At 51.4% G+C, this 21,720-nt stretch carries 19 protein-coding genes; 5 read left to right on the top strand and 14 right to left on the bottom strand.

Features of this window, described 5'->3' with window-relative positions; genetic code table 11:
• Positions 1–290 precede the first annotated feature (290 nt).
• Together nhaA and BMW46_RS13040 are read left to right on the top strand one after the other, a co-directional pair.
• Complete coding sequence (gene nhaA, locus BMW46_RS13045; RefSeq protein ID WP_074709137.1) at positions 291–2,126, top strand: Na+/H+ antiporter NhaA; 1,836 nt, start codon at positions 291–293, stop codon at positions 2,124–2,126.
• An 86-nt stretch (positions 2,127–2,212) separates the two neighbouring features.
• A complete protein-coding gene (locus BMW46_RS13040) occupies positions 2,213–3,982 on the top strand; it encodes an FAD-dependent oxidoreductase (protein ID WP_081355801.1) in 1,770 nt (589 codons plus the stop codon).
• A gap of 900 nt (positions 3,983–4,882) precedes the next feature.
• Here BMW46_RS13040 and BMW46_RS13030 read toward each other — a convergent pair.
• The 7 genes from BMW46_RS13030 to BMW46_RS13000 all read right to left on the bottom strand — a co-directional run bounded on the left by BMW46_RS13030 (position 4,883) and on the right by BMW46_RS13000 (position 12,865).
• A complete protein-coding gene (locus tag BMW46_RS13030) occupies positions 4,883–5,272 on the bottom strand; it encodes a hypothetical protein (protein ID WP_074709098.1) in 390 nt (129 codons plus the stop codon).
• 410 nt (positions 5,273–5,682) lie between these two features.
• Positions 5,683–6,015: a hypothetical protein gene (locus tag BMW46_RS13025; protein WP_074709097.1), complete on the bottom strand. Its 333-nt coding sequence runs from the start codon at positions 6,013–6,015 to the stop codon at positions 5,683–5,685.
• A 184-nt stretch (positions 6,016–6,199) separates the two neighbouring features.
• Complete coding sequence (locus BMW46_RS13020) at positions 6,200–6,676, bottom strand: PliI family lysozyme inhibitor of I-type lysozyme (RefSeq protein WP_074709096.1); 477 nt, start codon at positions 6,674–6,676, stop codon at positions 6,200–6,202.
• A 212-nt stretch (positions 6,677–6,888) separates the two neighbouring features.
• Entirely contained in the window at positions 6,889–7,227 is a 339-nt protein-coding gene (locus BMW46_RS13015; protein ID WP_074709095.1) for a P-II family nitrogen regulator, read from the bottom strand.
• Positions 7,224–10,304, bottom strand: coding sequence for an efflux RND transporter permease subunit (locus BMW46_RS13010; RefSeq protein ID WP_074709094.1), 3,081 nt, complete (start codon positions 10,302–10,304; stop codon positions 7,224–7,226). Before BMW46_RS13010 ends, BMW46_RS13015 begins: the two co-directional genes overlap by 4 nt.
• Entirely contained in the window at positions 10,301–11,446 is a 1,146-nt protein-coding gene (locus tag BMW46_RS13005) for an efflux RND transporter periplasmic adaptor subunit (RefSeq protein ID WP_074709093.1), read from the bottom strand. Before BMW46_RS13005 ends, BMW46_RS13010 begins: the two co-directional genes overlap by 4 nt.
• A gap of 3 nt (positions 11,447–11,449) precedes the next feature.
• The gene (locus tag BMW46_RS13000) at positions 11,450–12,865 is read right to left on the bottom strand and encodes a TolC family protein (protein ID WP_256377066.1); all 1,416 of its coding nucleotides are present in this window, start codon (positions 12,863–12,865) and stop codon (positions 11,450–11,452) included.
• A gap of 401 nt (positions 12,866–13,266) precedes the next feature.
• Here BMW46_RS13000 and BMW46_RS14950 point away from each other — a divergent pair, with 401 nt between their 5' ends.
• Entirely contained in the window at positions 13,267–13,539 is a 273-nt protein-coding gene (locus BMW46_RS14950; protein ID WP_081355807.1) for a type II toxin-antitoxin system RelE/ParE family toxin, read from the top strand.
• 720 nt (positions 13,540–14,259) lie between these two features.
• Here BMW46_RS14950 and BMW46_RS15615 read toward each other — a convergent pair.
• On the bottom strand, positions 14,260–14,703 hold the full coding sequence (locus tag BMW46_RS15615; RefSeq protein ID WP_074709091.1) for a helix-turn-helix domain-containing protein: 444 nt from the start codon (positions 14,701–14,703) through the stop codon (positions 14,260–14,262).
• Positions 14,704–14,901: 198 nt separating this feature from the next.
• Between BMW46_RS15615 and BMW46_RS12980 the strand changes: the two genes are divergently transcribed.
• Positions 14,902–15,234: a hypothetical protein gene (locus tag BMW46_RS12980; RefSeq protein ID WP_074709090.1), complete on the top strand. Its 333-nt coding sequence runs from the start codon at positions 14,902–14,904 to the stop codon at positions 15,232–15,234.
• A 16-nt stretch (positions 15,235–15,250) separates the two neighbouring features.
• Positions 15,251–15,502, top strand: a complete 252-nt coding sequence (locus tag BMW46_RS12975) for a hypothetical protein (protein WP_074709089.1) — start codon at positions 15,251–15,253, stop codon at positions 15,500–15,502.
• A 352-nt stretch (positions 15,503–15,854) separates the two neighbouring features.
• Here the strand turns inward: BMW46_RS12975 and BMW46_RS12970 are convergent, their stop codons facing one another.
• From BMW46_RS12970 to BMW46_RS15845, 6 genes are all read right to left on the bottom strand, one after another.
• Positions 15,855–16,385: a virion core protein, T7 gp14 family gene (locus tag BMW46_RS12970; RefSeq protein ID WP_074709088.1), complete on the bottom strand. Its 531-nt coding sequence runs from the start codon at positions 16,383–16,385 to the stop codon at positions 15,855–15,857.
• A gap of 1,958 nt (positions 16,386–18,343) precedes the next feature.
• Entirely contained in the window at positions 18,344–18,994 is a 651-nt protein-coding gene (locus tag BMW46_RS15440; RefSeq protein WP_074709086.1) for an antA/AntB antirepressor family protein, read from the bottom strand.
• Position 18,995: 1 nt separating this feature from the next.
• On the bottom strand, positions 18,996–19,178 hold the full coding sequence (locus tag BMW46_RS12955; RefSeq protein WP_074709085.1) for a hypothetical protein: 183 nt from the start codon (positions 19,176–19,178) through the stop codon (positions 18,996–18,998).
• Between the two features lie 129 nt (positions 19,179–19,307).
• A complete protein-coding gene (locus BMW46_RS12950) occupies positions 19,308–19,709 on the bottom strand; it encodes a hypothetical protein (RefSeq protein ID WP_074709084.1) in 402 nt (133 codons plus the stop codon).
• Between the two features lie 232 nt (positions 19,710–19,941).
• Positions 19,942–20,586, bottom strand: coding sequence for a recombinase family protein (locus tag BMW46_RS12945; protein ID WP_442512560.1), 645 nt, complete (start codon positions 20,584–20,586; stop codon positions 19,942–19,944).
• Between the two features lie 723 nt (positions 20,587–21,309).
• Positions 21,310–21,432: a hypothetical protein gene (locus BMW46_RS15845; protein ID WP_256377065.1), complete on the bottom strand. Its 123-nt coding sequence runs from the start codon at positions 21,430–21,432 to the stop codon at positions 21,310–21,312.
• Between the last annotated feature and the right edge of the window lie 288 nt (positions 21,433–21,720).

Below are 21,720 nucleotides of genomic sequence, written 5' to 3'. Positions count from 1 at the left end.
CTGAATGATGGCTTCTCGGAGTCGACATCCCCTATTTATATACTGTAGTAGTTAATATGATGACTTGCATCGATACAGACGAGGGGGTCGAACGAGCGTGCCGGATGATAAATCACGCTGGCTTTTATCCGGGATGACCGGTCAATTCCTCAGAATCATCTTGAGTACGCTGAGTATGCCATGGCATCCGGTTTCCCGGAGCCACTACTATAATATTTTCATTAGCTACTCAGTCAAAGACGAAGTGATTGCAAATATTGTCCATTGAGCGAGGCCATTCAGTGTCGCAGGTGAAATTAAGCAACAAGCTCGATCGCCCGGTCCATAACGATTACGACCATACGCTCGGGCCAGCGAACGCTGAAATAACCCTGGTGGAGTACGGAAGCTACGCATGCTCGTATTGCCGTGCTGCGAATGAAAGAATCGCTCAGGTTCGTGATCAGCTGGGCGATCGCCTTCGTTATGTATTCCGGCATTACCCCCTGGCTGGAAGCGATATTGCTCTCCGCGCTGCCGAGCTGGTGGAGCATGCGAAAGACACCAAAAGCTTTTGGGATGCCCACATCGCGTTGATGACACGTTCCGAGACGTTGACGGAGGAGGATTTGGTTGCGGTTGCCCGCGATCTGGGAGTGCCCTTGCCAGATCCTGTCAAAGCCGGAGAAGCCGATGAGCGCGCCAAGGCGCGCGTCCAGGCGGACGTAAAGAGCGCCCAGGTCAGTCACGCTCTGGTCACGCCGACATTCTTTATCAATGGTCGGCGCTATGATGACCCATGGGATGAAAGCTCTTTCGCCGATGCGATGCTTGGTTCGCCAGGGCACCGGTTACGGGGTGCCGCCCTCGACTTTGCCGACTGGGCGCCTTCCGCAGGTATCCTGCTCTTACTGGCAACGATCCTTGCTGTGATTCTTACGAATTCCGGCCTTGGGCCCTCCTTCGCGGCACTGTGGGAGCTGTATCTGGGCGTTTCACTTGGTAGCGCCGAGTTCAAGATGTCGTTACTCCATTGGATCAATGACGGTCTGCTCATGATCTTCTTCCTGGTCGTGGGACTGGAAATCAAGCGAGAATTCACCGTGGGCCGCCTCGCCAGCGTACGATCGGGGGCCTTGCCGGTTGCTGCGGCTATCGGCGGCATGGTGGTGCCGGCGATCGTTTATCTGCTATTGATTCCTGCAGGAGCCTGGTCCCAAGGTTGGGGGGTTCCGACGACAACCGATACGGCGTTCGCCGTGGCGCTGATCGTAATGATGGGAAATCGCGTCCCGGCTGAGTTACGCATCTTCCTGACAGCGGCGGCTATCGTCGATGATATTGGAGCAATCGTCCTCGTGGCGATCTTTTACTCCGGGGCGATGAATTTCGGCTATCTTGCGGGTGCGGCGGCCATTGTCGGGGCGCTGGCTCTTCTCAACCGCTCCCGTATTTTCAGTGTCACACCCTATGTCTTTCTGGGCTTCCTGCTTTGGGGCTGTGTGCTTGCAAGCGGGCTTCACGCCACCATCGCGGGGGTGATTCTGGCGCTATTCATTCCGACGAGACCGCCCCCGAATCTGACGGCGATAATGGTTCAGGCGGATGCGATCCTCACCACCGAGGCGCGACGTAGCGGTGAGGTCTTGCGGCATGGCCCTTCGCTTCCGGCGCTACGGGCGCTCGATGCGATCCATGCCCGCCTGGAATCCCCAGCCGACCGCCTGCTGCGCAATGCCGGTGCCAAGTCGAGCTACCTTGTGCTGCCGCTGTTCGCCTTGGCCAATGCGGGAGTCACGATTATGCCGGATAGCCTCATGGGCCATGAACCTCTTATGCTTGCGATTATTTTCGGATTGGTGATCGGCAAACCCCTGGGATTGGTATCGGCATCGGCTATCGCCGTGCGGCTTGGAATCGCCACCAAGCCCGGCGAATATTCGTGGCGACAATTAACCGGCGCGGGGGCGCTTGCAGGAATCGGCTTCACCATGTCGCTGTTTATCTCGAGCCAGGCCTTTCCGATAGCGGCTGATTTTGCCGCAGCAAAGATCGCAGTGTTTGCCGCCTCAATAGCATCCGCGATCCTCGGGGTGGCGATCCTATGGAACGCGGACGGCCGGCGCGAGCAAAATCGCGGCACATAGCTCACGGACTATAATGCTTCTTATGACATGGTAAAACTGGCGGATAACTGGGGGATCATGGTTTTCAAGAAGGATCCGGTATTACGATGAAAAAGATTCCTGACAGTTTGCTCCCGCAAGGGTCTGATCAAGCGGGCGAAATTCCACCCGACACGGCGGATTTTCCGTTGCCGCCAAGCCTAGAATCGCGCCGCCACCAGATGTTTCCCAAGCTTGCTCCCGATGAAATTACCCGGTTGCAGCGTTTCGGCACGGTGCGCACCTGGCAGCCAGGTGAACTATTATTCGAACCCGGCAGGCGCGGGACCGGCATGTTCGTTTTGCTACGCGGACGCATTCTGGTCACACGCAAAAATGGCCTCGGCATCGAGATTCCCATAATTGAAGGCGGACCGGGCGATTTCACGGGCGAAGTTAGCCAGCTGTCGGGCCACCCTCCGCTTGCCTATGGGCGTGCCCTTGAGATGGTCGAGGCATTGGTGATAGATCCGTCCTCTTTGCGGGCAGTGGTCGTGGCCGAGGCCGAGCTTGGGGAACGTATCATGAGGGCCCTGATTCTGAGACGCGTGGGACTGATCGAAATCGGCGGAGGTGGTCCGCTGCTGATCGGTCCTCCCGGCGGAGCGGATATGGTCCGGTTGCAGGGATTTCTTTCAAGGAATGGTCATCCCCATTCGGTACTGGATCCGGCCCTCGACAGTGTTGCGGAAGATGTGATGAAGCTGCACCGGCCGCGTCCAGAGGAATTGCCGCTGGTTGTCTGTCCCGATGGAACAATCCTTAAATGCCCGAGCGAAAGGGAGCTGGCGCATCGCCTCGGCTTGTACATCGAGCTGAGCGCGGACCGTATCTACGACGTTGCGATCGTTGGCGCCGGTCCCGCCGGTCTTGCCGCCGCGGTATATGCCGCATCGGAAGGGCTTTCCGTACTGGTGCTCGACACCCATGCATTCGGCGGCCAGGCGGGCGCAAGTGCAAGAATCGAAAATTACCTCGGTTTCCCGACCGGTATCTCCGGTCAGGCGCTCGCGGGACGCGCTTATGTTCAGGCGCAGAAATTCGGAGCCGACATGGTGGTTCCGGTCGAAGTGACGTCGCTCGATTGCACCCGCTTTCCACTCGCGCTCAAACTGGATTGCGGTGTCAAGGTTTCTGCAAAAACGGTGGTTATCGCCACAGGTGCAAGATATCGCCGTCCCGCCATATCCGAACTGGATAAATACGAAGGTCGCGGCATTCATTACTGGGCTTCGCCGATTGAGGCAGCGCTATGCCGGCAGGAAGAAGTGGTGCTGGTCGGAGGCGGCAACTCGGCTGGCCAAGCCATAGTATTCCTGGCTAGCCACGCGGCCCATGTACATCACCTGATCCGCGGAGCCGATCTGGCAAAGAGCATGTCGAAATATCTCATCGATCGTATCGGGTCGCTGGCGAACGTTACCGTGCATACGCAATCCGAGATCGTTGCCATCGAAGGCAGTGAAGAAGGCGTGAGCGCCGTTCATTGGCGTAATCGCCAGAACGGCAACATGCAAAGGAAACCGACTCAGCATATTTTCCTGTTCGTGGGGGCTGATCCAAACACCGGATGGCTTGAGAACTGCGGTGTTGAATTAAACGACAAGGGGTTTGTCTGCACCGGCCTGGATCTCTCGCCTGCCGACCATGAGCAGTCGGCATATCCGGAAAATCACCGTCAACCGCTGCCGCTCGAAACTTCAGTACCAGGGGTATTCGCCATTGGCGATGTACGTGCCAGCTCAATCAAACGGGTCGCTGCCGCTGTAGGCGAAGGCGCCGCCGTGGTCGCCCAGTTGCATGCCTTGCGAGCATTGCATGAAGCTATTCCGGGGTGAGAATGGAAGCTACGGCAGGTCATTGCGGTTGAAGCTTTCGAGGCCCCTGTAGCTCATCAGGGAAAGTGATTGCAAAATGAGCTGTCTTTATCTGCTGTTAATAACTCTGAGAGCGAGCAAGATGCAAGCTTCACTAGCTGCATTGATACTGCAATAAACCGCGGTCAAAATAGAAGCTTCGATATAACCGGGAAGGAGTTATGCCTAAATACGCCGTCTATGCGAGAACTCATACAGGACATGTCAAACGAGTAAGAAGTTTTTCCAGCAATTATCCCCACGATCTTTTGAGGCGCCATTTCCATCAAGGATCGCTCACGGGTTTTCCAGAAAATACCGTATTTTGGATAAACCCTGAAGGCCCTAGCATCGGCTTTGCGCCGCGCCTCGAAGTACAAAAAACAGCTGATTAAGAAAAGGCGGAAACAAAAAACCAGCCGAGTTAGGAACTGGTTTCAAAATGAGCATTGCTCGGTCGATCGGAATACTTCCATCAGCGCTTCCGAGAAATGCAAGCGGTTTCCTGGAGGCCATCCTGCTCTGTTCGCCCTGTCTGCTACTCTGAGAATGACAGGTTTACTTCCAATAAGAAGAAAAGAACTTTTGATGAACCCTCACCTATTCTCGATCTGGGTCTGGGTGGTACTGTTTTTTAGCCTCGAAAGAAGGTTCGCCCTCCCCCGGACCTACTCCGGAATCAGTACCGATCTAAAGTGGAAAATTCCGGCTTCATAGGCCTGCCCACCGGTACCGGAGAGTAGACGCTGAATGTTAACTACAGGCCCTGAGAAGGGCCTGTAACTGCAGCTGGGCGGAATGGGGAAGGCTTCTTCGCGTGATCGGCGATGAGCTACATGTGGAACGATTTGTTAGCGTGTGCTGTCCGAGCCAGCGATACGGTCAGCAACCTCTGGTGAGCTTGTAGAGCTTCCCGTTCTCACTCAGCCGATAAACCCTCTTGTCTTTCATACCGGCCTTAACCGTGACGCATTTCGTAAAATCTGCGAGATCACGCAGGTGGGCCGTGACCTTCACCGCATGCGAGCAGTGGTTGTTGTAGTAGACGGTGGTGGCGAGATTGCCTTCCACCCATGAGAAATTGGCTGTATCTCCGGGTATCTCGCATGAGACAGTGAAGTGGCGTTTTTCTTGATCTTCGGCGGCCGTATAGGCATCTTGGGGTGCGGCTGATTCATTTGCAGCCTCTATGGCGGGGGCTGTACTGACTAAGAGGAGGATGATCACCGTAGTTCCTATCCCGATGGCCAGCGTTATCCTGAGCTTTTCCATGTCGTTTCCTCTCCTATATATGAACTCCTTTAAAGAGCTTTTCCATAAATCGCAATTTGGAGAATCCTGCGATCCCCTTTCATTGCATGAAGCCTATTTATAGAACAAAAGATCCGTCGATGCTTTCGACAAGATATCCTTCCCCTTCCCTCTGGCAGCCTGTAATCAGATGGGAATAATTCCTGAAGGCGAAAATCTCCTGTCCGGTCGCGACCAGAGATTTATAAGCGCGGAAACGGGGATTACCGAGGGATCAAGAGGAATTCGATCCGGTAAGAGTCTTGTTCATCAGGAACGACGAGGTCATTCCTGGAGTTACCTCAAAAACTTTTCAATCAAGCTGCTCATGGAAATTCCTGTGGCATTCTTCATGATCCGATCACAGCCGTTCCTTAATGTAGTGCAACAACTTACATTTTCCTCATTCGCTTTATTTGTTCGAGCACGATCTGATCCAGAGCACTAGAAGTGCCCATCGCCATACAGCTTCCAGTCCCGCTGGCAGCTTGGGTGCCCAGAACATCTGCGGCAATGCCGCATACGAGGGTGGCTACAGAAACAGGTGCTTGCACAGTGGCTGGGATCTGATTGACATCAACATTGATGTCTTTCGCAATATCGTTCGCAACGTTTCTGAGATCCACACTGATCAGGCCAGGCTGCGCCTGAACAATTGTATTTGGCCCCATACTGAACAATATAGCCGCGCCGATTCCTGCTAATACCGCCTTTGCAGTCTTCATGATAAAACTCCTTTTCCCTCTCTTATATGAAGATTTATCAATTATTCAAAAACTTATAGCCAAGCTATGGCTTTCAGGGTTTATTTAGATATAGCACCTCATGCCTGGAGCGCAAGAGACAATTGCACTCTCTAAAGCGCGGAGGACTGGAGTGATGCTGGATACCACGATGTCCAGTATCAGGTCACTGGGTATCGGATGTAGTAAGTTTTTGGGTAAGTGCCGAAACGATCTTGGCTCTATTGCTTGTTCCATCCATTCCATCGACTGCAATCAAGAAATGAATATCCTGCTTCCCAACGATATATGCTTGCGCGCTGATATAGCTTCCAGTTCCTGCGGATCTCGTCGTAATGATGAGTGCGTTATGTGCCCTATCCCCCAAATTATCCGTGAAGACATCTTCAATCGTGCCATCCCGTTCATGCAGAATCCCGGCAACGTAAAAAGCCGTGTCATCCCCGGGTTGCGCATCTCGGGTCGAATAGATCCGCACAGCATAGCTACCCAATGAACATGCCTCCAGTTCGCCATTTGAGACAACGACGGTGAGTTGCTGCTTTGGCAACGCGAGTTTCTTGATGACGTGACAGTCATCAGTCGCGTAAGCTGCCGTGACGGTAAAGGCAAAGAGCAAACCAAAACCGATATGTCGTCTCATCGATACGTCGTCTCATTGTTGGTAACCAGGATGATTGAGGAAGAGCAGGAAACAATGTCCGGCATGGCCAAACTGCTAAAAGTCACACTACACATTGCATAGATCCTCGAACTGAAAAGGATGAGGATTTTGGTACTTCAGGCTGTGCTTGAGGGTGGTTATATGTCGAAATAATTAATTATCGGACATGAAACAACATCTTCTGATGATCGTTACTTGGGTCTGGAAGGGGAATCTTTCTGATAACGTTCTCCACTGCTGATATTCCCGCTTCCGCTTACGTCTATGATATAAATTTTGCCTGCGCCGCGCTGATAGGTATTGGCGGCCTGCACGATCGTGCTGAAAATATCGTCCACTTGCTCATCGGAAGCAAAAATTTCGATGCGTTTTTTCGGCATATAAGGATCGAAACTGCTATCGGCGATCCGCTCTCCGCCAAACCCGTAGCAATCCGAGACGCTCATGCCCGGGAAATCTGGAATTTCAAGTAACGCCTGCGTTACCTTGGATAACATGAAGGGTTCAATATACGCGCGGATTTCTTTCACGGAATCACCTTGGTTTTAACCCACTCTTCGGAGGTGCGGTAAAGTACGGGGAGCATGGTCAGGGTCAAAAGAGTCGCACTGATCAATCCTCCGATGATGACCACTGCAAAAGGCTTGACTGTTTCCGAGCCGACACTGGTGGACAACGCAGCGGGCAAGAGACCGAGCATTGCCATGAGAGCAGTCATTACGACTGGTCGGAGCCGTCTGACGGAACCTTGAACAACCGCTTCAGCTATCGGAACTCCTTCGCGCCTGAGCGAGTTGATCTGTGAGAGCAGAATGACGCCATTCTGTACGGCAATACCGAACAGAGCGATAAACCCGACCGCTGCGGAAACGCTCAGGTGAATGCCGGTGAGCAACAGGGCGATCAAACCCCCGATCAGCGAAAACGGGACATTGAGTACAATCAACGAAGCATTTCTGACCGAACGGAAAGTCCAGAACAGCAGTACAAAAATCAGGGCAAAGCTTACCGGAACGATGATGGAAAGCCGCTTCATTGCACGTTGCTGATTTTCGAACTGGCCACTCCAGACCATGCGATAGCTCGGCTCGAGCACCACCTGGCGGGCAATTTCCTGTTGCGCTTCGGCAACAAAGCTTCCCAGATCACGGCCGATCAGATTGCACTTGATGGCAATGCGGCGCATGTTGTTCTCGCGCGTGATTCTGGCTGCCCCCTGATTTATTTTGATATCTGCCAGCTCGGCCAGTGGAATGCGACTGCCATTCGAGGATAGAACGGTGATGTCCTCGATTGTGCTCACCGATTCACGCGCCGATTTGTCCAGCCGGACTGTAACGTCGAAGCGGCGCTCACCCTCAAGCATCTGCGTGGCGGGTAGGCCGCCCACGGCCATGGCGATTACATCTTCCACTTGCGTGATATTCATGCCGTAACGCGCAATCTTTTCCCTGTCGATCGAAATGACCAGCTGAGTCAATCCGGACTGCTGCTCCGCCGCCACATCTGTGGCCCCTTCGATGGAGCGGAGGATGCCAGTAACCTGATCCGCTTTTTCCTGAAGTATGTCGAGATTGCTTCCGAATATCTTGATGGAGATCTCGCCTTTTACGCCGGAAATCGCCTCTTCCACGTTATCCTGGATGATCTGGGAAAAATTAAGCTGCAGTCCCGGAAATGCTGCCAGTTTTTTCTCCATGACGGCTATCAGCTCATCCTTGTTGCGATAGCGCCAGGTTTCCCTGGGTTTGAGATCAATCAGAATTTCAAGATTGTTGAAGCCCTTGGGATCGGTTCCGTCCTCGGGACGGCCCAATTGCGTGACGATGGATTTCACCTCCGGGAGCTCGGAGAGGCGAGCGCGTATATCCCTTTCCAATTCTTTCGCTTTGTTCAATGACACTGATGTTGGCAAAGTGATGGTCAGCCAGACATTCCCCTCATCCAGTTTAGGCATGAATTCGGTGCCTATCAGTGGCCATGTAGCCAGGGAGAGGGCCAGCATGATACCCGCGCTGGAAAACAGCTTGTAGGGATGGCGAAGCGCTGCTTGCAGGATGCGCAGATACCACTCTTCCATTTTCTGGATGAGCGGATTGGGTAACTCCACGAGATGCGGCCCGAGCAAATAGCTCAGCAGTACGGGGACCAGCGTCATGCTGATGATCAGTGAACCGAGAAGCGCAAAGGTCAGCGTGAACGCCATGGGAGAAAAAATTTTCTCCTCCACCTGCTGGAAGGTAAAGATGGGTATGAAGGCGATGATAAGAATAGCCTTCGAGAAAAGGATGGGACGAGCCATCTCCGCCGTCGTTATCAGCATGGACTGGCGCATGTGCGCCTTGCTTGCTTCCTGATGCATGTCCAGGCTCACCTTGACCATAATGGCTTCGACCAGGACTACGGCGCTATCCACAATGATGCCGAAGTCCACCGCTCCCAAGGAAATGAGGTTCGCGGAGACATGCATCATGTCGATCAGTATGAATGCAACCAGCAGCGAAAGCGGCACGACCGTGATGACTACCAGAGACGCCCAGAATCGGCGAAGAAAGATGATCAGCACGAGAAGGATGAGCACTATTCCCTCTATCATGTTGTGCCCGACCGTATTGACGGTATGCCGGATCAGATCAGTGCGGTCATAAATGGGAATTATCCTCACCCCGGGAGGCAGCCCATAATTGTTGAGATATTCGATCTTTTCCTTTACTCCGTTCAATACAACAGTTGCATTCTTGCCTTTGATCAGCAACACGATGCCTTGCACCACGTCGTCGAACTCGTTGAAGCTCACTATGCCGGTGCGTGGCTGCGGCCCAATAGCGACCGCGGCGACATTCTTCACAAAGACAGGAATACCTTCACGGGTGACAATGACGATATTTTCAATCTCATCTATCGATTTTAATAAACCGGTTCCCCGCACAATCATTGCTTCGCTGCCGTGCTCGATATAGCCACCGCCAGTATTCGCATTGTTGGAGGATATAGCCTCGTATACGTCCGATAGCGTCAGGTTATAATTCCTGAGCTTGCCGGAATCAACCTGGACCTGGTATTGCTTGATTCCTCCTCCAAACGCGACGACGTCCGCCACCCCCTGGACCGAGCGGAGCGTGGGCTCGATCAGCCAGTCCTGTAAAGCCCGTTGCTCTACCAGTGGCATCCTGGCTGCCTCTATCCGGTAGCGGTAGATTTCGCCGATGCCCGTTGTCAATGGGCCTAAAGTGGGCTTTACGCCTGCAGGCAGGCTGACTGCTTTAAGCCGCTCCAGTACCTGCTGGCGGGAAAAGTAGTCTTCGGCGTCATCATCGAAGGTGAGCGTTACCACCGATAGGCCAAAGATGGATATGGACCGCATGTTGATCATATGCGGCAACCCGTTCATTTCCTTTTCTATCGGCAGGCTGATGAGCTTTTCCACCTCCTCGGGAGCTTGGCCGGGATATTGGGTTACAACCTGGACAAACACATTCTGCACATCGGGAAAAGCCTGAACAGGGAGATGCTCGAATGAGAGAACGCCTATCACCGCCAGCACTATCGACGTGCTGATGATTAACAGCCGCTGCTGCAGGCAAAAAGCGATGAGCTTGCCAATCACCGCTTGTCTTGCCTTTTTTGTAGGGCGCTGCCTTGCTCGGCGCGCAGCAACAGCGCACCTTCAATCACGACATGTTCACCCGGGTTCAGGCCCTCATGAATGACGACCCGATCCTTCAGGCGAGGGCCCACCTTGACCGGGCGTTTCTGGTAGTGGTGATTGCCCATGTTCACATATACCCAGTCAGAGGTTTTTCCGGTTACCAGCGCGGAGAGGGGAATTGCTATCACCAGATCGTCCGGGTCGCTCAACACCTCGACCGCGGCATACATTGAAGGCAGCAGCCGCCCGTCCGCATTGGGTAGAGTGCAACGAACCTTCACCGTGCGCGTGGTTTCGTCGACGATCTGGCTGATATAGCTTATGGTGGCCGTGAAGCTTTCACCGGGGTAAGCCGGGACACGTACTCGCACACTTTTGCCTGCCTGAATCAGCCCAATATCCTTCTCGAAAACATCGGCCTGCACCCAAAGCTGGTCCAAGTCGGAAATCACGAACAGCGGTGTTGCCACATCTGGCCTGACCTCCATGCCGGGATTGATCTCACGTTCTGTAACTGTTCCGGAAATGGGCGACTGCAGAACAAAGCGATTGTCCATTTTCTGGGCGTGCACCCGCAGATTAGCCAGTTTCAACCGGGTTCGCTCGGCTTCGCTGCGAGCTCGACTGAGATTGTCTTCCGCTTGCTCCCGATCCTTGCGCGGCGCAATACCGTCACCATACAACTCCTCTATTCGGTGAAAAGTCTGGTTGGCAAGATTCAGATCGGAAACCGCGTTGGCATGATCCGAACGCGCCTGTCCCAATTCCGGACTATCCAATTCGACCAGCGGAGTGCCTGAGCGAACCTGTTCGCCCAGCGGAACGATAGAGCCCACCACTCGCCCGGCAATCGGGGAAGTAACACGCGCAGTGCGCGTTTCGTCGTAAGTCACTTTACCGGGAATGGGATCCATCAACGGCCGTAGAGTCAATTCAACCTTTTCTTCCCTGATATGTTGGAGTTTGGGCGAATCGGGACTGAATATGATTTCATCCCCCCTGTGCGCAATATCCTGCTTGAACGCATCGGAGTCTTGAGATTGGCAACCCAGTACTAATAAGCCCGCCAGGGCGGCTACGGGTAGCGACTGCACGATCATGATTTATTGATTCCCAGGCGCCTGTCTGAATTCTGGACGATCTTCGGGGAACTGGGCAAACTGGTCCGTCAAGTAGCGAGGAGAGTTCCTTACTTCCTTTACTTCCTCCCCGTACGCCATCAATAAATCTGCCCAGGCCTTGCTGCGGTTGGCCAGCGCGGTGTAATAATCCAGCATGATCGCCCGATAGCTGCGCTGACTGTCAATCAACTCCAGCACGCCTACAGCACCTTTCCGGTAAGCGGTTTCCTGCGATTTGCGTAAGACTTCGACTTTGCCCGTTACCGATGCTTCGAAGCGACGGGCAATGGTATCCGCACTTCGCCAGGCTGCAGCGGCTTTCATTACCTCTGTCCGCACGCTTTGCTCGATCTGCCTCAATGCCAGCTCGGATGAATTCAATCCCACACGAGCTTGGGAAATCTCACCCTTTTGCTGATAAAACAGGGGGATGGGAACGCTGATTCCAACCCCTCCCGTATTCGCGAATTGATTGCCCTGATCGCGCGCATAAAAGGCGCTTATGGTTACATCTGGAATGATTTGTCGCTGCGCCAGGGTAAGCATTTTTCTGGCTTGAGCGATACGTACTCTCGCGGCGCGCATATCAGGGCGACGGTCCAGCGCGCCTCTAACCAATTCCTCCTGCCCAATCATTGCAATTTCCGGAATTGCTTCGGGCCATGCCTCAACTGCACTGATTTCGGGACTGTCTTCTGGCCAGCCCAATAGCAGTAAAAGATCCGCCTGAGCCTGATTCAATTCGGCCTGAGCTCTATCTCGGTCCGCTTGTGCTTTTATGCTTTCAACTTCAATACGAACGACCTCCATTGGCGGGATATCGCCTGCTTTGAGTCTTATTTCATTGACCCTGACGAGTTCCAGATAATGTTCCAGATTATTGTTTGCGACGCTAACTGTCTTCTGAGCTAGTAAAAGATTGTAGAAGTTATGCCGGACAGCATTGGTGAGCAGGCGTGCAACATCTTGCACATCAAAATTTACTGCCTCAGTAGCAAGTTCACTGCTTTCTATCCGTAAGCGGCGTTTACCGGCGGTTTCTATGAGCTGCTGAATTTGGGGTACCTGTGCAGGTACCGCCAAATGACGGCTCTCTCGTGCAAATGCCTTCGGGGTTAATTCCTGAAGAGTAAAGCTGAAAACAGGGTTGGGAATGGCTCCAGCGATGATTTCCTGAGCCTCGGCATTGTCGATATTGAGACTTGCTGCAATCAGGTGAAGGTTTCTCTGATAGAACAGTGCGATCGCCTGTTGTTCGGTGATGGAAAATCCCTCTTTTGCAGATTCTGGCTGAACCGTGAAAGAAGCTGCGTGAAGCATTGCCGATATACTCGAAAACAGCATGATCCCCAGAACAATTCGTACTACAGGCAACACATTGCTCAGAAGATTAAGCACATCAACTCGCTCACAATCAACTTGTACTCCGGGAGACATATCTTTAACCGCTGAGTATTACCTAAGCAAGGTGACGGTCTTTCGGTCCGGATAATTCTTGTACTACGAAAATGCCTTTCGTACGCCTTCAAGCATGTTCAAAACTCCTACGAGATGATACGTGACAGCCTCTGGTACCGATGGAATAACGCCCATCTGGGGAGGATCAGGTACAACTGAAAGAGCACAGCCTAGTATGTCATATGATAATCAAATGTTCTTCAACGAGTGTATTTTCTATGAGACTTTTGCTGGGCGAAGATGACGATGTGACTCCCCAACTTTAGTAGGCACTCTGCTGCCGCTTGAAATCTGCTCACCCACGCGAGGCGCGCCGGAGTTTTTCTTGGGGGTTATGAGAACTGGAAACGGGAAAGTGGAGAAACATTTATGCGTATCCGTCGTGGCTATTTCAGGAACATGGAGCCTGCGGGCGGTGTATCGCCAAATTTGAGGAAGCGATATATGTTCTGCACTGCTTTCACAAAAAGACGCAGGCGACCAGCAAACACGACGAAGATATTGCTCAGATACGCTATCGTGCCGTAATCAAGAAGAGAAGCAGAGCGCCTTCACCAAGCTTCGCAGAAACAGATCAACGACACGCAACTGCTCAAGACTCAAGGAACAGCTAATGATGGAGGGAATAAAAAAGAATCCTTCATGTTAAGATTTGATTTCCCCATCAACCATAACAAGAGGGATATTTATGAACACATTGGAAGATACACGTAAGAGATTAGACCAACTCGAGGGCCAGACTCTGGCTGTTTGTGCATTCCTTGCTTGTCTTGCAAGAACTCAACCATTACACGTCCAACAATCGTTGTTAAACGCATTCGAAAAAGAAGTGCTAAAGGCTACTGAGGCATGCATTCTCCTCGAGAATCCAAGTTATGCTTTCAATGGTTTGAAGTACGTGTCAGACGTGCTTCACAACTTGGTGGGACACAAATAGATTTGAATCTCATTTGAGGAGTTGATAACTTGCATCACCACAAAAAACCCGCTTCGGCGGGTTTTTTGTCGCATGAAATTCCCGAATTCGGGAAGTTTCTATTCTTATACGTTAAGTATTTAACGGTAGAGCTTTCCTTATATTGTTAATCTACCTACTCGCTTCTCCTCCCAAAACAGGAAAGCGATTGTGGCAAACTCACTCCTGGCCCGGCCTCCGCCGGGCTTTTTTATTTCTTGTTGCCATATCATAAGCATTTCACAGCTGATTGCTCCTCCTGCACCGCTGGTAAGGACACTTGGCTATCTGTCTGATGTGTCAGAGGGCAAGGCCGATCCTGAGAACGCAGCGGATTTGGCGCGGGGAGCGGGGACGAGGAAAGCCAGGCAGTAAGCTATTACCGACCCTGGTAGCTTTCCGCCCATTTCACTACTTCACGGGCTTTCCATAGGGGCTGCCCGTGACCGCCGGTTGCTGAGGGCAGCCGTATTGTCTCCGGAAAATCCGGGTGACAGGTGATGGATTCCATTACGGTACGCCGGTCCCGCTTGAGATAGGCTGCGATCTCATCCTCTGACCATAGATCGATTTCAAGGGGTAATGTCGTAATCGGCCGCAGTTGCGCATTACCTCCATCGCCGGTTTCATTCCCGCGAATTACATAGGCAACGTCTACGCCTATTTCCGCAGCTGCAGCTAGATAATTCGCATCAGGCGACCGGATGTTAGTTTCGTAGCGTACCTGAGCGATGCGGCTCACTCCGCACGCCGCGGCAAATGCTTCCTGTGTCATTTTCAGACGTTCGCGTTCTTCGCGCAGTCGAGAGGCGATAGTATTCATGTTTTTCCCTTGATAATGTATCCAAATGGATACATTATGTACCCATATGCTCATTTTATTGTTGTATGAGTATACAAATGGTAACACTCTAAAAATGAAATGGGGAAAACTTGAGAAATCAGGCATTCCTCAGTAATTGAAAGCTGCCGATCGGCAGCTAATATTCGACTGTATTTTTACGTCAAAAGAGGAAAGAAAATGGCAGTCCATACGAATGTTACAAATCTGATTCCAGACAACATGATGTTATTCATGATCCTGGAAAGCATCGCCCGCAAACTGGATGCAAAGGTGCCTTCTGATATTGGACTCTGGTCTGGTAACGAGATAGCAACGTACCTGAAACGGGATCCCCGTACGGTAATGAAAGAAATCTTACGTCGAGCTGACTTCCCGAACTCAATACAGCTGCCCTCCGCAACTGGCGGAAAGGATCAACTGCTATGGAAAGCCAAAGAAGTAATGGAGTGGGCGGACGCACTGATATTCATTGAAATTAGGCATAGCGTATCGTATCTCTCGACACCATGAGAAAGAGGATTACGCTATGCAAACCATTTCAAATGAGGAAAGGCTTTTCCAGATACTGGAACGGATTGAGCAGAAGCTGAGCCCACCTGCCCTTGCCAAAATCGCTCTATGGAATACGGATGATATCGCCGTCTCTCTCAGACGAGACCGAGGTACGGTAATGGGTAGGGTTGTATGTCTTCCGAGCTTTCCAAAAGCAATACGTTTACCCTCGGCAACCGGCGGTAGAGGACGGCCGCTATGGAAGGCGGCGGAAGTGATACGGTAGGCAGAGAGTTATCAGGAGCGCGTTGATTCTTGCGCCCGCGTTGGGAGCGCGATGCGGGCATTTCTGCCTCTTACAGTAGTGCTTAGGCACTTACACCTGCACTTACATTGATTCTTAGAGTTTCGCTAGTTTTCTTTTTATCGCCATAACTCTTTGAGTTATCTGGCTCCCCGACCAGGAACAGGGCACTCTTACTATCGTCCTAGAACCGCACCAGTATTAGCTCTTGTGATGGGGAATTAAAGAAAGTACCACAAGGGTACCACAGAATATCCATAACAAGAAAGCATAATTCCTGGTACGGTCTTGGATGCCAGGAAGACTAATCAGGGGCCAGCTAGTGTGCGAACTGTTACCCTCTTACGTGGGCAGGAAGTTTGGCTTTAGCTGCTTGATAGTTGGATGCTGTGTTCGCAGCAACACCAGCTATCTGTAGCCCAGTACCGATTAGGCTAGGACGGTTCTTCACAACCTCATTAATCTTTGAGGTAGTTTGCGCTCGGACCCCCTTGCCTTCTTGATGCAGTTGCCGTAATGAGGCTTGCCGATTGGATTCAATAGATGAAATATCGGTCCCGAGATTGAAGGCACTCTCGTTCTTTATCCGCTCATTACTGATACCAGCAAGACCAGATTCCCCCGAGAATGCCCGAAGCCTTGCTGATTCGATCATGGCTTCTCTGGCACGTGCAGACATTTCATCAATGGCCTGTTTGTTGGTCTGGTCATACTGGAGATTGAGGGCTTGCATTTGCTGAGTGTAGTCTTCCTGTACGGCCTTGCGCTGCATCTTGGCTTGAGAGCTTTGCTGCATAAAGCCCATACCGGCAGAGGCTGTACCGATTGCCAGGGAAGCTACCCCGATAGAGATTGGGTCACACATAGGAATGGATTGAGTTTATAGAATTGATGGAAGGGGGCTTCTGAATGGGTTACGGTTTCACCGCCAGTTGAATGAAGTGCTGCCAGAGTTGGGGCATAGTCCTGTTCTCAATGAAGCGAACAAGCTCATATCCCCTGGCACTCAAGCTAGTAACTCTTTTACGTCCATCGTACGGGTCCAGGTTCAGCGTGATTAACCCGTACCCCTCTTGCGCCTTAGGACCCTCAGCCAGTTTCTTGATGTTTCGGCTAGTGGCAGCTTGGCTAAGTCCGATGATTCGGGTTATGTCCTCCATACTGGGGTTTCTTGAAGTGGCGACTATAAGGAAGGTTTGGACTGTCTGGACTTGAACATCAGAGTCCCCAGTGAATTCTTTGAATGCGGAGAGTGCGCTAGAGAGAATTGTTATTGCAGTAAACATGGTGGTGAGTGCCTTTGAAGGTAAAGTAAAAAAGGAAAGGGTGAGGTGTGGTAAGCCGATGACAGCCATAACGCAAAAGCCCCCTAATCGAAGACACACACCAGGAATATTGGCATGTGCCCTCAGCTAGGGGGCAATTGCGGGGGCAAGAGGTTCTACTTGATATGGGCTTACTACGTGAGCCTATAACAGTAGTCCTCAGACCACTCGCCCCCTCGGGGACTAAACAGTTATTTCTATATTGCTACTCAGGGGGACCCCCTAGGCACATAGCAATACCATGAGCTATGTCTTAGGGCTTCAGCCTTGGAATACCTAGGGGGTCCACATCAACAGCACTGGGCAGGGAGGAGACCCAGTGGCCTACAGTGAAGGGTGTACATCCCAACAGAGTAGGACTTCGATAAGGTAATGCTCTTTAGGGGCAGCCTCTCGGTAGATGAGGAAGGCATCTATAGGAGGGCGAGAGGGACTCTAAGGGTTACACAATGATGGTGTTTCTCTCTGGAGTATGTCTTCAGTAGACATTCACCATAGGGTAAGCCTGGGGGGGGGGACACTAAGGGCATTCCCACTGGTCCTCCTCCAGTCCATCCAAGAAGGGACATGAATGGGTTCTACTGGAGGGGAGCCAGTGGGTTAACCAAGGATAGGTTTCTCTTGGGTAGGGAGTACATAGGACATACCCACCATAGAGAAACCTTAGGGACATACCAGTGGTTACACTAATAGGTTAACCAATAGGTACACCTATAGTTAACTAATAAGTATATGAACTATCTGACCCCGGAGGGGGGTCTTCTCCTCTTCTGCATAAGGTGGGTTTTACCCCCTCATTCTGCTGTAAGACCATGACTCCAAATGGAAAACTACCTGTTTCCTAGCCAGTTGCTATTGGCATAGAGATTTGCCCTGTAACTCCCTCTCGGTATCAGTATGAGGATGGACGTTAGGGGGACGAGAGGAGCCTACAGGGATACTTGGGATTATGGCTTTGGGGTCTCTCCTGGGTGGTAGTACTCAGTACATACTCAACCATAGATCACCTAGCATCCCCTCCAGTGACACACTATAGGTACACCTATAGGTACACTAATAGTTAACTAATAAGTATATGAACTATCTGACCCCGGAGGGGGATTCTGCTATAGGGTGGTTTTACCCACCGTTTCTATTGTAAGGCACTGAAAAGAAAGTAGAATAACCTGTTTCCTAGCCAGTTGCTATTGGCATGAGGAGTACCCCCGAATACATGGTGTCTGAACCTCTCCAGTTCTTACTCAAGGAGGGCCTGTCTATGCTCCTCTTCAGCCTTCCTAACGTCCTTGTCCATCTGGTCTACCCAATACTGGACAGCCATGGAGAGAACATCAGACCGGTCATCCTTAACTAGGGAGCCTCTTTCTCAGCGGTGACTCTCTAGGAGGCCCTAGGACGAGCGATATTGGGTCTGCCTAGGAATGATATAGGAAAGAGAAAATAATTAACTGTAGGGCCTCTGGTTGAGTCTTGGGGATATCTTAAGGTCTTTACTCGATCAACAACTACTCACCCCTACCCTAACCACGAACCTACCTGCATCTACGTGAGCTTGAGTAGGAATCCACACACCGTCCCGCTTGAAGATGACCTTATCCTCAGCCAGTCTCTTAGAGAAAGCATGGGGCTTCTGCCCGAGCACCTTGGCTACATCCCCAAGGCACTTGGTTGACTCAGCCTCGGCGTACTTCTGGACGAACTCTACTGAAGGTTTGGCTGCTTCGAGTTGGACCAGGGCCGCTTGCTTTGCTTCTACCTCATCGGCCCATGCTCTAGCTGCTATGGCAGGGTTAGTGAAGTCAGGGAGGGTGGGGACTACGGTGAGGGACTTCAGCCGTTTCTCGCATGCGAGAAAGTATTGCCGTGCTTGCTTACCTTTCTCGTTGCGTTCGACCATGGAGAGTTCTTTCGCCATGTCCAAGGTAAGGTGGTAATCCTTACGGTTATGTCCACCCCTACCTTCGCTCCCCAAAACGGGGGAGCAAACAAAGTCCTGATTTTCCAGGAAACTGTATTGCTCCACTCTGTCTCTAATCCACGTTGAGAAGTCCTTACCCACACCCAGGAACCCATGGAGTTCCCGAGCGTTCACCGTCTGTACCGCTTCGTTTCCTACTGTGCAGCCTTCAACCTTGATGAGTTCATTCAACCTAACTCTCCTCTATCTGTTCCTTAAGTCCACTCAGGAAAGCAATTACCTCCCCAAGGTCGGACTTGGTGAAGGACTGCTGAGGGATACCGAGGGTCACGTAGTAACCGCTGGTCTCCTCGTACACATTGACAAGTCCTTGAACATCACTCGCCTTGAATACGGCCTTAACCTTAGCGGCCATATAGGTCCTCCCGTAACTCTAGCTCCCGCTGTACCTTCTTCAGGAACTTGCGGAGCTGCTTCACATCCTCGGCTTCCCATAGGAACCCACTGGAGATACTGATGTGAACCCCGGCTAAGCCTTTAGCCTTTAGCCTTTTGCGCTAGCCACCTTTCGAGCATAACGCTGAGCTTGCCCTATCTTCTCCTTCCAGGCGGGAATGAAGTACATACCTGGAGTACCATCAGGACGGCGCTTCTTGAAGAACTCATAAATCCTCGGGTTGCCCTCGTCCCCAATACGTTTGATTGCTGTGAACAGGAGGTCATTAAAGCGGGTCCCCGATACTTTGAAGGACACCCTTAGCTCTCCTCTTATCTGGTCTATACCTTCGTCCGGTATTGCTTCTCCCCGTTCCACAAAAGGACGAATGTGGCTATCCAGCCTCTTCATTGCATCAGACTCTACTGTCTGAATGACCTGTTGCTGGAGTTCGGGATTGAATGGGAAAAGCCCTACCGTTTGGCCTAGCGGCTGTACTACTCTCTGCATTTAGTTTGTTCTCAAATGATGGTGAACACGAAGCTGCTGCTGGCGTGGATATTCTCGGTACTGCTGCTAGAGGGCGGGAGCAGGTAGCAGAGAGCAATCGAGGGCACCGCTTAGAAGTCAGCCGTGACAATAAGAAGAGGCCCCAGTGGATTCCTCCAGGGGGCCTCGTGGTTAAGATTACTGCTGGTTTATGTGTTCTCTTAATACATAAGGAGGAGGAGGGCTCAAAGCTTCAAGAAGCCGCGCCAGCTACCTTACCTTCCCTCAAATATTGGTACAGCGTTTCCCTACTGATACCGAACTCTTCTGCCAGCTTTGATTTATTGGTCTTCTCTGTAGCACGCTGGCGGAGTAGCGCAACCCTTTCCGGGCTTAGCATTGGCTTTCTCCCCCGGTATTTCCCCTCAGCTTTCGCTAACGCTATGCCCTCTCTTTGTCGCTCCTTGATGAGTGCTCTCTCGAATTGAGCAAAGGCTGAAAGCATGGTGAACATGAGTGCGCTCCTAGGGTCCTCCTTGCCAGCAGTGAACACCATGTTCTCCTTAACGAACTCAACAGATACACCCTTCTCATTGAGTTCCCGGACTAGTCTTAGCATGTCCTCGACATTCCGCGCTAGTCTGTCCATAGAATGCACTACCAGGGTATCCCCGGCCCGGACATGATTAAGGGCTGCCTGGAGTTGTGGTCGGTTAATATCCTTACCTGATACCTTATCGGTAAATGTCTTGTCCAGGGGGATTCCATCAAGTTGCCTCTGTGTATTCTGGTCTAGCGTGCTTACCCGAATGTACCCTACTCGCTGTGCTGACACTCCTACCTCCCTCTTCAAATAATTGTCAGATTGAAGTCTAAGACCTCCGTATAGCTCTGTCAATTAATTAAAGAAGAAATCCTAATCTGACATAAATTAGGGGTAAAAGTGTCAGGCCCATTCTGTCAGTTTTGGGTACACCCTAACGTTACACTCCAGGCTCCTAGTACCTTGGTCCAATGGTGGGAGTTTGTAGATTATTTGATGATTGGGAAACCCGGCTTTGCCCCACCCGATTAATCTCCAGGGAATAGACATGTCATTTCTGAACCGGCTGACACTTCCAACCGCGTTAATCATTAGCTCTTTAATTATCGGCTACGCTCTTTTAGAGAACGGTAGAAGCAATCGCTTTACACTGACTGCTACTGTGGCTGGATTAGCGATTAAGCTTGATTCGCATACTGGTATGGTTCAACTTTGTAGGACGTTATTTACCGATACGGAATATGGAAAGGTAGGAAGTGTAACTTGCGGGGAAAACCTAAGTATGAAAGGGACGTATTAAAGGAACTCTTTGTACTCCAAGGGGCATCGGGCTATAAGCAGGGAGATAATAAATAGAAAGGAGGAGCACCCCTCAGCACTCCTCCAATCGTAATCTCCAAATCCCCTCAAGTAATTTTCAGCAGTATTCCCCCGTTGACCCCCTAAAAGTAGTGTGACCAAAGCCCCTAGCAGAAGCCGTTAAACATTCATATAAGAGGATAACTATAGGTAAACCAGGAGTGCTCCATAGATAACCGGTAGTTCCCCAGTAGTAGCCTAATCAGGCCCTCTTAAAAGTTAGTGTGAGGGATAGCCCTCAGTATTCCAGAAGCGCTCGAAGGAACCGACTCGGATATAGATAGCGGAAAGGCCGTAGAACTCAATAACGGATTTGCGGAAGGTGATGGTGAATGTTGCCATGATATTTCTCCTCATTTATCTGGCGCAGCACTATTGCCACACACAGGAAACTAATCAATTGAACTCGATTTATATCAACATGCGCTTACGACTTACTGTTGACCTTTCTGGTGTTACACAGGTGATTTATTAGTCACCATGTGGGGTACTATACCCTCATTGGCCGTATCTGTCAACTTCAATCTCCCCTAGCTTAATCAGGAGTAGTTCCCAGGCAGATAAGGGCATAGCTCTATGGTGCGGGCTACCCTCAGGAGCCATCCAATTATGGAATGCCCTTAGGGATAC

The sequence above is a fragment of the Nitrosospira multiformis genome (assembly GCF_900111585.1).
In the GTDB taxonomy this organism is placed as follows: Bacteria; Pseudomonadota; Gammaproteobacteria; order Burkholderiales; family Nitrosomonadaceae; genus Nitrosospira; species Nitrosospira multiformis_B.
This window is presented reverse-complemented; position numbering and strand designations above follow the sequence as displayed.

Coding starts and splice junctions, on each gene's coding strand:
- BMW46_RS13020 (WP_074709096.1), bottom strand. CDS start 6,676: ATGAGACGACATATCGGTTTTGGTTTGCTCTTTGCCTTTACCGTCACG.
- BMW46_RS13025 (WP_074709097.1), bottom strand. CDS start 6,015: ATGAAGACTGCAAAGGCGGTATTAGCAGGAATCGGCGCGGCTATATTG.
- BMW46_RS12955 (WP_074709085.1), bottom strand. CDS start 19,178: ATGGCCGCTAAGGTTAAGGCCGTATTCAAGGCGAGTGATGTTCAAGGA.
- BMW46_RS13005 (WP_074709093.1), bottom strand. CDS start 11,446: ATGATCGTGCAGTCGCTACCCGTAGCCGCCCTGGCGGGCTTATTAGTA.
- BMW46_RS12950 (WP_074709084.1), bottom strand. CDS start 19,709: ATGCAGAGAGTAGTACAGCCGCTAGGCCAAACGGTAGGGCTTTTCCCA.
- BMW46_RS15845 (WP_256377065.1), bottom strand. CDS start 21,432: ATGGCAACATTCACCATCACCTTCCGCAAATCCGTTATTGAGTTCTAC.
- BMW46_RS15615 (WP_074709091.1), bottom strand. CDS start 14,703: ATGAATACTATCGCCTCTCGACTGCGCGAAGAACGCGAACGTCTGAAA.
- BMW46_RS12975 (WP_074709089.1), top strand. CDS start 15,251: ATGCAAACCATTTCAAATGAGGAAAGGCTTTTCCAGATACTGGAACGG.
- BMW46_RS13040 (WP_081355801.1), top strand. CDS start 2,213: ATGAAAAAGATTCCTGACAGTTTGCTCCCGCAAGGGTCTGATCAAGCG.
- BMW46_RS13030 (WP_074709098.1), bottom strand. CDS start 5,272: ATGGAAAAGCTCAGGATAACGCTGGCCATCGGGATAGGAACTACGGTG.
- BMW46_RS12970 (WP_074709088.1), bottom strand. CDS start 16,385: ATGTGTGACCCAATCTCTATCGGGGTAGCTTCCCTGGCAATCGGTACA.
- BMW46_RS12980 (WP_074709090.1), top strand. CDS start 14,902: ATGGCAGTCCATACGAATGTTACAAATCTGATTCCAGACAACATGATG.